11 protein-coding genes are annotated in these 11,667 nt (G+C 69.2%); 7 read left to right on the top strand and 4 right to left on the bottom strand.

All coding sequences use genetic code 11. From position 1 onward, the window contains the following. Positions 1-29 precede the first annotated feature (29 nt). Together NL1_RS07110 and greA are read left to right on the top strand one after the other, a co-directional pair. Positions 30-494 carry a DUF4307 domain-containing protein gene (locus NL1_RS07110; RefSeq protein ID WP_067835597.1) on the top strand — a complete coding sequence of 155 codons (465 nt, stop codon included), beginning with the start codon at positions 30-32 and terminating at the stop codon, positions 492-494. Between the two features lie 345 nt (positions 495-839). Next, on the top strand, positions 840-1,337 hold the full coding sequence (greA, locus tag NL1_RS07105; protein WP_067835595.1) for a transcription elongation factor GreA: 498 nt from the start codon (positions 840-842) through the stop codon (positions 1,335-1,337). A 143-nt stretch (positions 1,338-1,480) separates the two neighbouring features. On the opposite strand, the gene NL1_RS07100 is transcribed toward greA, so the two are convergent. Continuing rightward, complete coding sequence (locus NL1_RS07100) at positions 1,481-2,626, bottom strand: cystathionine gamma-synthase (RefSeq protein ID WP_067835593.1); 1,146 nt, start codon at positions 2,624-2,626, stop codon at positions 1,481-1,483. 154 nt (positions 2,627-2,780) lie between these two features. Between NL1_RS07100 and NL1_RS07095 the strand changes: the two genes are divergently transcribed. Beyond that, a complete protein-coding gene (locus NL1_RS07095) occupies positions 2,781-3,959 on the top strand; it encodes an acyl-CoA dehydrogenase family protein (RefSeq protein WP_067835591.1) in 1,179 nt (392 codons plus the stop codon). Between the two features lie 100 nt (positions 3,960-4,059). Next, positions 4,060-4,428 carry a DUF6401 family natural product biosynthesis protein gene (locus NL1_RS07090; protein ID WP_067835589.1) on the top strand — a complete coding sequence of 123 codons (369 nt, stop codon included), beginning with the start codon at positions 4,060-4,062 and terminating at the stop codon, positions 4,426-4,428. Positions 4,429-4,488: 60 nt separating this feature from the next. On the opposite strand, the gene NL1_RS39890 is transcribed toward NL1_RS07090, so the two are convergent. Together NL1_RS39890 and NL1_RS07080 are read right to left on the bottom strand one after the other, a co-directional pair. Next, positions 4,489-5,607 carry a mechanosensitive ion channel family protein gene (locus NL1_RS39890; protein WP_281180787.1) on the bottom strand — a complete coding sequence of 373 codons (1,119 nt, stop codon included), beginning with the start codon at positions 5,605-5,607 and terminating at the stop codon, positions 4,489-4,491. A gap of 504 nt (positions 5,608-6,111) precedes the next feature. Further along, entirely contained in the window at positions 6,112-7,500 is a 1,389-nt protein-coding gene (locus NL1_RS07080; protein WP_067835587.1) for a cystathionine beta-synthase, read from the bottom strand. A 108-nt stretch (positions 7,501-7,608) separates the two neighbouring features. Here NL1_RS07080 and NL1_RS07075 point away from each other — a divergent pair, with 108 nt between their 5' ends. The 3 genes from NL1_RS07075 to NL1_RS07065 all read left to right on the top strand — a co-directional run bounded on the left by NL1_RS07075 (position 7,609) and on the right by NL1_RS07065 (position 10,386). Further along, the gene (locus NL1_RS07075; protein WP_067835585.1) at positions 7,609-8,067 is read left to right on the top strand and encodes a hypothetical protein; all 459 of its coding nucleotides are present in this window, start codon (positions 7,609-7,611) and stop codon (positions 8,065-8,067) included. Positions 8,068-8,129: 62 nt separating this feature from the next. Then, complete coding sequence (locus NL1_RS07070; protein WP_067835583.1) at positions 8,130-9,122, top strand: SGNH/GDSL hydrolase family protein; 993 nt, start codon at positions 8,130-8,132, stop codon at positions 9,120-9,122. A 43-nt stretch (positions 9,123-9,165) separates the two neighbouring features. Then, entirely contained in the window at positions 9,166-10,386 is a 1,221-nt protein-coding gene (locus tag NL1_RS07065) for an acetyl-CoA C-acetyltransferase (RefSeq protein ID WP_067835581.1), read from the top strand. A 307-nt stretch (positions 10,387-10,693) separates the two neighbouring features. Here NL1_RS07065 and NL1_RS07060 read toward each other — a convergent pair whose 3' ends face one another. After that, positions 10,694-11,551 carry a Bax inhibitor-1/YccA family protein gene (locus NL1_RS07060; protein WP_067835579.1) on the bottom strand — a complete coding sequence of 286 codons (858 nt, stop codon included), beginning with the start codon at positions 11,549-11,551 and terminating at the stop codon, positions 10,694-10,696. Between the last annotated feature and the right edge of the window lie 116 nt (positions 11,552-11,667).

The following is an 11,667-nucleotide window of genomic DNA, read 5'->3' as shown; positions in this document are numbered from 1 at the left end:
TGTTCCGACGTACCCCCCGGGAGCGACCAGTGACGAGCGATCCCACGCCCGAAAGCAGCGGCGACTCGGCCGCCGACCAGGCGCGGCGACACGCCGACCGCTACGGGACGAAACCGCGGACGCCCCGGCGCAAGGTGGCCCTGGCGCTCGGCGTCGCCGTGGTGGCCGCTGGACTGGGCATCGCCTTCCTCGGGTTCCAGAAGTTCGGTCCGAAGGACATCGACGCCGAGCAGCTCGGCTACACGATCGTCGACGAGTCCACCATGACCATCCGGATGAAGGTCACCCGCGACGAGCCCGGTGAACCGGTGGTCTGCTTCGTGCGCGCGATGGACAGGGACGGGGCCGAGGTGGGCCGCCGCGAGGTACTGATCGCGCCGTCGACGAGCGGGACCATCGAGCTCACCACCACGGTCCGCTCCTCCGCGCGACCCGCCGCGGGCAACGTCTACGGATGCAGCGACCACGTTCCCGCATACCTCCGGGCCGGCTGATTCAGCGTCTCCGCGCGGGATGATCACCCGCCCAGATCGGCGCATCGAGGGGTGAATCGGCGACGCGACGTCGGCAAAACAAACTCCGACCTGCATGTTTGTGATTCATGCTAAAATGGCGTGATACACGGTTCCGCACCCCGGAGCCGTGTTTGCTGCATTGGCGGCCAGCGCTGCATGTTCCGGGTTTTCGGGTTTGTCCGGAACGTCCTGACGGGGTTCGTGGAACCACCCCCCGGGGATCGCTCTAGCCGTCGGCTGGTGCATGCCCTCCCTCGGGTGGGTAGGCAACAGTGCATCAGGGAATCCCGGCCCGCCGGGAACAACTACTAGGGAGTGATCGAGATGACCGAGACGAACGTGACCTGGCTGACCCAGGAGTCGCACGACAGGCTCAAGGGCGAACTCGACGCGCTCATCGCCAACCGTCCGGTCATCGCCGCGGAGATCAACGAACGTCGGGAAGAGGGCGACCTCAAGGAGAACGGCGGCTACCACGCGGCGCGTGAGGAGCAGGGCCAGCAGGAGGCTCGCATCCGCCAGCTCCAGGAGTTGCTGAACACCGCCAAAGTCGGCGTCGCGCCGACCAAGTCCGGCGTTGCGCTGCCGGGCTCGGTCGTGAAAGTCTACTACGACGGCGACGAGTCCGACACCGAGACCTTCCTCATCGCGACCCGCGAAGAGGGCCTGCGCGGCGACTCCAACCTGGAGACGTACTCGCCGAACTCTCCGCTCGGCGGCGCGCTCATCGACGCGAAGGTCGGCGAGACCCGCGAGTACACGCTGCCGAACGGCAACACCATGAAGGTGACGCTGGTCAGCGCCGAGCCGTACCACAGCTGAGCCCGCCGCGCGCCCACCGTGGGCGCGCAGGCGCCGATTCGGTCGCCGACCGGATCCTGGCCGAGAAAACCCGACCGATACGCGAGCGGCCGCACTCGATACCGAGTGCGGCCGCTTCGTCGTATCCATTCCCGTGTCTGCCCTTACTTCGCGAGCGCCTGCTCGACGTCGGCCAGCAGGTCGCTGATGTCCTCGATGCCGACCGAGAGCCGCACCAGATCGGCGGGCACCTCCAGCAGCGAGCCCTCGGTGGACGCGTGCGTCATGGCGCCGGGGTGCTCGATCAGCGATTCGACGCCGCCCAGCGACTCGGCGAGAGTGAAGATCTTTGTGCGCGAGCAGAAATCGTGCGCCGCTTCCTTGCCGCCGTGCAGGCGCACCGAGATCATGCCGCCGAACCGGCGCATCTGCTTGTCGGCCACGACGTGTCCGGGATGCTCGGGCAGGCCGGGGTAGATGACCTGGGAGATGGCCGGATGCTTGGAGAGGAACTCGGCGAGGGTCTCCGCGTTGTCGCAGTGCCGCTCCATCCGCACCGCGAGCGTCTTGGTGCCGCGCATCGTGAGGAACGCGTCGAACGGGCCGGGCACCGCGCCCGCACCGTTCTGCAGGAACGCGAACGCCGCGTCCAGTTCCTTGTCGTTGGTGATCAGCGCGCCGCCCACCACGTCGGAGTGTCCGCCGAGGTACTTGGTGGTCGAGTGCACCACGATGTCGGCGCCGAGCAGCAGCGGCTGCTGCAGGTACGGAGTGGCGAAGGTGTTGTCCACCACCAGCTTCGCGCCCGCGGCGTGCGCGACGTCGGCGAGCGCGGGGATGTCGCCGATGCTGAGCAGCGGGTTGGTCGGGGTCTCGACCCAGATGAGCTTGGTGTTCGGGCGGATCGCGGCGCGCATCTCATCGGTGTTGAACACGTGCGCGGGCGAGTGCTCGATGCCCCACTGGCTGAACACCTTGTCGATCAGCCGGAAGGTGCCGCCGTAGGCGTCGTCCGGGATGACGATGTGGTCGCCGGGGCGCAGCGTGGCGCGCAGCGCGCAGTCGGTCGCGGCCATGCCGGACGCGAAAGCCCGTCCGTAGCGGCCGGATTCGAGTGCGGCCAGGTTGGCCTCGAGCGCGGTCCGCGTCGGGTTGCCGGTGCGCGCGTACTCGTAGCCGCCGCGCAGACCGCCGACTCCGTCCTGAGCGAAGGTCGAGCTCGCGTAGATGGGCACGTTGACCGCGCCGGTCTGGGGGTCGGGATCGAATCCGGCATGCACGGCGCGTGTGGAGAATCCCAGCTCACTCATGGGGACACTCTAGAGGGAGCCACTTTCGGGCTATCCGGCCGGGGCGCGCCGTGACACCCGTCTCACCCCGATCGGCGTCCTTACGGCCGGGCCCGCATTGCCGACGGGTTCCATCCGGACGACTTCCCCCGGCGGCGCAACTTACGCTGAGTGCATGGTGACTGTCGAAGAACTGTTCGCGATCGATGCCCTGCTCTCCGGCGAGGAGCGGGAGATCCGGGACACCGTCGCCGCCTTCGCCGCGCAGCGGCTGCGACCGCACATCGCGGACTGGTTCGAGGCGGGCACCTTCCCGGCCCGCGAGATCGCGCCGGAGCTGGGCAAGCTCGGCCTGCTCGGCATGCACCTGGAGGGTTACGGCTGCGCGGGGATGTCCGCGACGGCCTACGGCCTGGCCTGCCAGGAGCTGGAGGCGGTCGATTCCGGCGTGCGCAGCATGGTGTCGGTGCAGGGCTCACTCGCGATGACCGCGATCCACAAGTTCGGCTCCGAGGAGCAGAAGCAGCGGTGGCTGCCGGAGATGGCCGCGGGCTCCGCGCTGGGTTGTTTCGGGCTGACCGAACCCGATTTCGGCTCCAACCCCGGCGGCATGCGCACCAGGGCCAAGCGCGACGGCGACGACTGGGTGCTCAACGGGTCGAAGATGTGGATCACCAACGGCTCGGTCGCCGATGTCGCGGTGGTGTGGGCCTACGCCGAGGACGGCGACGCCAAGCCCGTGGTGCGCGGTTTCCTGGTGCCCGCGGGGACGCCGGGCTTCACCGCGCGGGAGATGCACCGCAAGCTGTCGCTGCGGGCATCCATCACGGCCGAGCTCGATTTCGACGACGTCCGCCTGCCCGCCGACGCGGTGCTGCCGGAATCGGGCGGGCTGAGCTCGCCGCTGGCCTGCCTGAGCGAGGCGCGCTTCGGCATCATCTTCGGCGCCCTCGGCGCGGCCCGCGACTGCCTCAGCTCCACCATCGACTACGCCAGGTCCCGCGAGGTCTTCGACAAGCCGCTGGCCGCCTATCAGCTCACCCAGGGCAAGCTGGCCGACATGGCGCTGGAGCTCGGCAAGGGACAGCTGCTCGCGGTGCACCTCGGCAGGCTGAAGGATCGCGGCGAGATCAGCGCCGAACAGATCAGCGCGGGCAAGCTGAACAGCACCAGGGAGGCCATCGCCATCGCCCGCGAGTGCCGAACCATCCTCGGCGCCAACGGCATCACCCTCGACTACCCGGTGCTGCGGCACGCCAACAATCTGGAGTCGGTGCTCACCTACGAGGGGACCGCGGAGGTGCACCAGCTCGTGCTCGGCAAGGCGCTCACCGACGCGAACGCGTTCCGCTGATCACACGCTCGCGAGTAATTTGCTGGAAATTCGACCACGCGCAGGCATTTAGTTGAACATCACAATTTCATATCTTCATGCCGATTGTTAGCATGAACGAGTGTTTTTGCTGGGCCCCGCGTTGCTCGAAGTTTCGGCGCGCCGATTGTTGAACCGCCTGAACACGACGCACGGGGCGCCGGCGCGCATCGCCGCCGCGGAATTCCCGGTGGTCTCGGCGGCCCTCGATCAGCACGCGGCCGCCGTGCGCGACATCCTCGACTTCGGCGTCGAAGACGCGGGCTCGGTGCCCGCCGCGGTGCTGCTCGCCGGATACGCCAGGGGGCTGCTCGACCACGCCGGGCCCGCGGACGCCGGCACGGTCCCGTTCGTCAGCGCCGCACCCGAAGATCCGCTGGGCTGGGTGGACGCCGACTGGCTGCAACTGCGTCTCGCCGGAGTCTGCCTGCACGCCGCGCGCCTGGCCTGACGTTCTCGCGAAACGTCCGCCCCGGGCGCGTACCCGGGGCGGACGTTTCAATGGGCGGTCCTATCGCGTATCGCGCGGGTCGCCGCCGTATTCGGTGTAGTCGCCGTTGCCCTGGGCGTAGCCGCCCTGCGAGTAGTTCCCACCTTGCCCGTCCTGCGGATAGCCGCTGCCCTGCGGGTAGGTCGCGCCCTGCCCGGCCTGCGGATAGCCGCGCTGTCCGCCTTCGGGGTACCCGGCGTCCTCGGAGTATCCGGCGCCCTCGGGGTAGCCACCGCTCTGACCGCCCTGCGGATAGCCGCCACCCTGACCGCCCTGCGGGTGGCCGCCGCCCTGGCCGTAGCCACCGGCCTGGGTGTAACCGCCGCGCTGTTCCGGGTAGCCGCCCCGCGGACGTCCACTCGTCATGACCCCCTCCGGGGTCCACTGCTGCGCGGCCGCGGATCTGCGCGGCGACCACTGCTGCTCGCGGGAAACGTCCTCACGGCCGCGCTGGTAGGCCTCCGCGTGGCCCCTGACCGCGGGCATCTCCTCTTCGAGGTTGCGCAACCAGACGTCCCAGCGGCGCTGCATCGGCCGGACGAGACCGCCGCCGACACCGACCACCAGAATGCCGCCGACGGTGGCGAGCGCGGCGATCAGGATGGGGGTGGTGACCGAGGTGGCGACGCCGATCTGGTTCAGCGCCGCGATGATGCCGACACTCCAGACGAACACCGCGGCCGAACTGCCGAGCACGGCGCCGTAGGACAGGCCGCCGAGCACGCTGGTTACCATCTCGCGCACCGCGCGGGCGACCGCACCGGCGACGACCAGGATGATGATCGCGACCGCGGCCTTGGGCAGCCAGGAGACGATGCCGTCGAGCATGTCACTGACCGGATTCGGGCCGAAGACGCCGAAGCCGAGTTGCAGCGCGATCAGCAGGATCGCGTAGTAGGCGATCCGGGCGATCAGGTCCGAAGCGTCGTATTTGCTGCGTGCCAGCATCTGCTCGATCCCGCCACGCTCGACGAGCCGGTCGAAGCCGACCCGCTCCAGCACCTTGTCGACGACGGTCGCCACCACCTTGGCGACGATCCAGCCGATGAGCAGGATGACCAAGAAACCCGCGAGCTTGGGCACGAACGTCGCGATCGAACTCCACGCGTCCGAAAGCCCTTGCTGGAAATCGATAGCCAAACTGGAGGTGTACAAGGCGCCCTTCCCTTCGCTATCCGATTACGCCATGGCGATTGCCGAGGCGATGTCCAGGCCCGGTTATACCTCCGCGCGGCACTTGAAATCGTAATTTGCGAAGAATTTGCCCTACGCGCCGCGGCGGCCGGATTATCCACAGCCCAATGACTCTGATGCTGCTCGACAATCTCGCGGGCATCGGCGTCACCGACCGCGGCGGCATCGAGATCTGAATGACGATCATCGGCGAACTGATCGATCAGCAGCCGACCGGCGATCCGGGCGGCGACAGCAGGCGACGACTGCTGGATCGCGCCGTCGACATGTGGGCCGACGCCGTCGGCCTGCCGCCGGACAACGAAACCTCGGCGCTGCTCGCCGAGCCGGGCCCGCGCGCCGGGGTTCCTTTCTGGCTTCCCGCACACCCGGTCGACGCCCCACACCGGCACCGGCGCTGTGAGGCGTTCGGACGCTGTGTGGCGTCAGCCGTACGCGACGGCGCGCGGGTCAGTGGCCGATGCGGCCGGTGCTCAGGAAGCCGAGCAGGTCGTGGCGGGTGATGACGCCGACCGGCTTGCCGTCCTCGACGACCATCAACGCGTCGGTGTCCGAGAGCGCCTTGGTGGCGGCGGAGATCGGCTCGCCGGAGCCGATCAGCGGGAACGACGGGCTCATGTGCTCGGCCACCGAGTCGGTGAGCTGCGCGCGGCCTTCGAAGACCGCGGAGAGCAGATCGCGCTCGGTGACGCTGCCCGCCACCTCACCGGCCATGACCGGCGGCTCCGCGCCGACGACCGGCATCTGCGAGACGCCGTACTCGCGCAGGATCTCGATGGCGTCGCGCAGCGTCTCCGACGGGTGCGTGTGCACCAGGTCGGGCAGCTCGCCGGACTTGCCGCGCAGCACGTCGCCGACCAGCGGTTCCGGGCTGCCGTCGAGGCGGCTGCGCAGGAAGCCGTAGGAGCTCATCCACTCGTCGTTGAAGATCTTGGAGAGGTAGCCGCGGCCACCGTCGGGCAGCAGCACCACGACGACCGCGTCCGGGTCGCGGCGCGCCACCTCGATGGCGGCGACCACGGCCATGCCGCAGGAACCGCCGACCAGCAGGCCCTCCTCGCGGGCCAGCCTGCGGGTCATGTCGAAGGAGTCGGCATCGGAGACCGCGATGATCTCGTCCGGCACGGCCGGGTCGTAGGCCGAGGGCCAGAAGTCCTCGCCGACGCCCTCCACCAGGTACGGGCGACCGGTGCCGCCGGAGTACACCGACCCCTCGGGGTCGGCGCCGATGATCTTGACCTTGCCGCCCGAGACTTCCTTGAGGTAGCGGCCGGTGCCGGTGATGGTGCCGCCGGTGCCGACGCCCGCCACGAAGTGGGTGACCTTGCCTTCGGTGTCGCGCCAGATCTCCGGGCCGGTGGTCTCGTAGTGGCTCGCGGGGCCGCCGGGGTTGGAGTACTGGTCCGGCTTCCACGCGCCCTCGATCTCGCGGACCAGGCGATCGGAGACGCTGTAGTAGCTGTCCGGGTGGTCCGGCGGCACGGCGGTCGGGCAGACCACCACCTCGGCGCCGTAGGCGCGCAGCACGTTGCGCTTGTCCTCGGAGACCTTGTCCGGGCAGACGAACACGCAGTTGTAGCCGCGCTGCTGCGCCACCAACGCCAGCCCGACGCCGGTATTACCCGAGGTCGGCTCGACGATGGTGCCGCCCGGCTTCAGCAGTCCGGCCTTCTCGGCGGCGTCGATCATCTTCACCGCGATCCGGTCCTTGGCACTGCCGCCCGGATTCAGGTATTCGATCTTGGCCGCGACGAGTCCGTCGGTCGGCGCCACCACACTGTTCAACCGAACGAGGGGCGTGTTGCCGATGAGGTCCACGACGTGATCCGCGATGCGCATAGCCCCATCGTTGCAGAAGGGTCTGCTGTGAGTTCGCGCACGTCAGGCCGGAGCGTCCCGGCGGCGACACGCCACACGGCGAGCCGACCGCCCTTAGGATCGGGAAACATGAGGCAGCCCACTATCACTCGCGCCGCCACCGTCCTCGCTGCGACGGCGGCGGCCGCGCTGATCGGGACCGGTGCGCAGGCCAACGCAGGCACCGTGACGTTCCCGCACGTGCCGACCATGGCGCACGGCGGACTCTGCTGGACCGCCATTCAGACCTGGGCGGACACCAGCCCCGAGTGGCCGGGCCGCGCCATCCTGAACGTCCGCGCGCTGCCGGTCGCCGGCATCGGTCCCGGCCCGTACCCCCTGGCGCCGCTGTGCGAGGTGCGCACCACCGTGGCGTGGCGCAATCTGAACACCGGAGCGACAGGCGCCTACGAGAACACCGTGGTCACCGGCATCTACGGCAGCATCCAGTACGCGCTGTTCCAGGACACCGGGCCGGGCCGCATCGAGGTCACCGTCACCACCGACGCCCTGAGCATTCCCGCGCGCGGCACGTTCGACGTCGCCTGAGCACCGGCACAAAGGCGCTCGCTCGGGACTTGGTTCCGTCCGAGCCCGTAAAATTCCGGAGCGTGGGAGCACCTCGGATCAGCTGGCGAACGGCCGCCGTCACCGGTGCTGCGACGTTGCTCGCCGGTTCCGGGGCGGGCACCGCATCGTGGGCCGCGTATCGGCTGCTCATGGCGCAGGCGGGCGTCGCGCGCGGCGTCATCGGCCGCGACACCTCGAAGCCGCCGGAGGCGGACGGCATCTATACCGCCGGCTGCGGCGCACCTGAGCCGTGGCGCACCGGCAAGCACGCCGACCTGCACCTGATGATCTTCGGCGACTCCACCGCGGCCGGTGTCGGCTGCCTGACCGCCGACGGGGTGCCCGGCGTGCGCATCGCCCGCGCCCTGGCCGAGGCCAGCGGGAAGCGAATCCGGTTGAGCACCAAGGCGATTTCCGGCGCCACCTCCAAGGGCCTCGCCGGTCAGGTGGACGCCATGTTCGTCGCGGGACCGCCGCCGAACGCGGCGGTGATCTTCATCGGCGCCAACGACATCACCAAGAAGCACTCCATCGGCGCCTCGGCGCGCAGGCTCGGCGCCGCGGTGGCCCGGCTGCACCTGGCGGGCAGCGTCGTCGTGGTCGGCACCTGTCCCGATCTGGGCGCGGTGTCCGCGATCCCGCAGCCGCTGCGCGCCATCGTGCGCAATTGGAGCGTGCGACTGGGCAAGGCCCAGTTCGCGGTCACCACCGCCGCGGGCGGGCATCCGGTAGCGCTGGGCGAGCTGGGCCGGGAATTCCGCACCGACCCCGAGCAGATGTTCTCCGCCGACGGCTTCCACCCCTCGGCCGCGGGCTACGAACTGGCGGCGGCGCGGGTGCTTCCCGCGCTGCTCACGGCCCTCGAACAGCGGGGGCTGAACACCGACCGGGACGCGCACGGCCCGCACCGACGTTTGGCGGCCCGGCTGCGCGGGCTGGTTGCTCAGAAATCCGGCGCGGTCGCAGTCGACGACGCCGAAGCGCGCAATGGCCGGGGCGGCGTTCCCGGCGCTCGACAGGTTAGGTACACATAGAGGTGCCAGTACAAAACTGAGCAGCAAGCACGAAGGAGCCCTCATGCCAGAGGCAGTTATCGTTTCGACCGCCCGCTCCCCCATCGGCCGGGCCCGCAAGGGCTCGCTGGTCGACATGCGGCCCGACGACCTGACCACCCAGATCGTGCGCGCGGCGCTCGACAAGGTTCCTGCGCTCGACCCCACCCAGATCGATGACCTGATCCTCGGCTGTGGTTCCCCGGGCGGCGAGCAGGGCTTCAACATCGCTCGCATCGTCGCCGTGCAGCTGGGATTCGACACCCTCCCCGGCACCACCGTGCACCGGTACTGCGCCTCCTCGCTGCAGTCCACCCGGATGGCTTTCCACGCCATCAAGGCGGGCGAGGGCGACGTCTTCATCTCGGCCGGTGTCGAGACCGTCTCGCGCTACGTCAGCGGCTCGTCCGACAGCTGGCCGAACACCCAGAACCCGCTGTTCGCCGAGGCCCAGGCCCGGACCGCGAAGACCGCCGAGGGCGGCGCGGGCGTCTGGCACGACCCGCGCGAGGACGGCCTGATCCCGGACGCCTACATCGCGATGGGCCAGACCGCCGAGAACGTCGCCAGCTCCACCGGCATCAGCCGTGAGGACCAGGACCGCTGGGGCGTGCGCTCGCAGAACCGCGCGGAAGAGGCCATCAAGAACGGCTTCTTCGAGCGCGAGATCACCCCGATCACCCTGCCCGACGGCACCGTGGTCTCCACCGACGACGGCCCGCGCGCCGGCGTCACCTACGAGGCCGTCTCCCAGCTGAAGCCGGTCTTCCGCCCGGACGGCACCATCACCGCGGGCAACTGCTGCCCGCTCAACGACGGCGCCGCCGCGCTGGTCATCATGAGCGACACCAAGGCCAAGGAACTCGGCCTGACCCCGCTGGCGCGCATCGTGTCCACCGGCGTCTCGGGCCTGTCGCCGGAGATCATGGGCCTCGGCCCGATCGAGGCCGTCAAGCGCGCGCTGGCGCTGGCAGGCAAGACGGTCGACGACATCGACCTGTTCGAGATCAACGAGGCCTTCGCCGTGCAGGTGCTCGGCTCGGCTCGCGAGCTGAAGATCGACGAGGACAAGCTGAACGTCTCCGGCGGCGCCATCGCCCTCGGCCACCCGTTCGGCATGACCGGCGCCCGCATCACCACCACGCTCCTCAACAACCTCCAGACCTACGACAAGCAGTTCGGTGTGGAGACCATGTGCGTCGGTGGCGGCCAGGGCATGGCGATGGTCATCGAGCGGCTGAGCTGATAGTTCGTCTCGCCGAGCGGCCCTCGATCCTGATGGGATCGGGGGCCGCTCTGTCGTTCGCGGGCGCTTCTGGCCGCTGCGCACTCCGACGCCTCCATCCAGCGCGATCAGGCAGCGCCTCCGTCCTGCGCGATCAGTCGGATCGCGGTCCGACAGGTGCGGGACGCCCGACAACCAGTGCGGCCGACGACAAGGACCGACGACAAGGGCGGCCACCAGGTTTCCCTGGTGGCCGCCCTTGTTATGTATTTCCGACCGCAGCTGTCAGGCGGAAGACATTCCGACGATTCTCAGCCCGCGGCGGTCGCTAGTCGTTCTGGAAGTAGCTCAGCAGTCGCAGGATCTCGACGTAGAGCCAGACCAGGGTGACGGTCAGGCCGAGCGCCACGCCCCAGGCGGCCTTCTCCGGCGCCTGCGCGCGGATCAGCTGGTCGGCGGCGTCGAAGTCGAGCAGGAAGCTGAACGCGGCGATCGCGATGCAGACCAGGCTGAACACGATGGCGAGCGGGCCGCCGTCGCGCAGGCCGAGGCCGCCGTCGATGAAGAAGCTCGCGATCAGGTTGCCGAGCATGAGCACGACGACGCCGATGAGGGCGCCGACGATCATGCGGGTGAACCGCGGCGTCACGCGAATCGCGCCCGTCTTGTAGACGACGAGCATGCCCGCGAACACACCGAAGGTGCCCAGCACGGCCTGCACGATCAGCGTGCTACCGCCTGCGCCACCGAAGGTGATGTCGGTGAACATGAACGACAGCGCACCGAGGAACAAACCCTCGGCGACCGCGTAACCCAGCACGAGCGCCGGGTTGTCCATCTTGTTGGCGAAGCTGGCGATCAGCACCAGCACCAGGCCGGTCAGGCCGCCGACGATGACGAACAGCGGCGCGAGGCCGGTGTTGGCCGTGGTCAGGCCGTAGGCGATGATCGCCGACAGGGCGAGCACGCCCAGCGTGATGCCGGTCTTGGTCACCACGTCGTCGATCGTCATGGCCCGGTGGGTGGGCGGGGCCTGCTGATAGGGCTGCGGGTACTGGTTGGGGTACTGGTTACCGAACTGCTGTCCGAACTGCCCGGCACCCGCTACACCCGAACCGAAGTTGGCGTAGCCGCCGCCCTCTTGCTTGGGCAAATTCTTGAAGACCGGATTGCTTGTGGTGCGCACCGTGAGTGCCTTTCTGGAGTCGTTGCCGCTGTCTGCCGAGCTGCTGCTCGATATCCAACTGCCTGGTCCAACGTCCGGCACCCGTGTCGAGTTCCCGAGACGTTCGCCGAGGCGGA

It is taken from the genome of Nocardia lijiangensis NBRC 108240 (assembly GCF_001613045.1).
GTDB classification, from domain to species: domain Bacteria; phylum Actinomycetota; class Actinomycetes; order Mycobacteriales; family Mycobacteriaceae; genus Nocardia; species Nocardia lijiangensis.
This window is presented reverse-complemented; position numbering and strand designations above follow the sequence as displayed.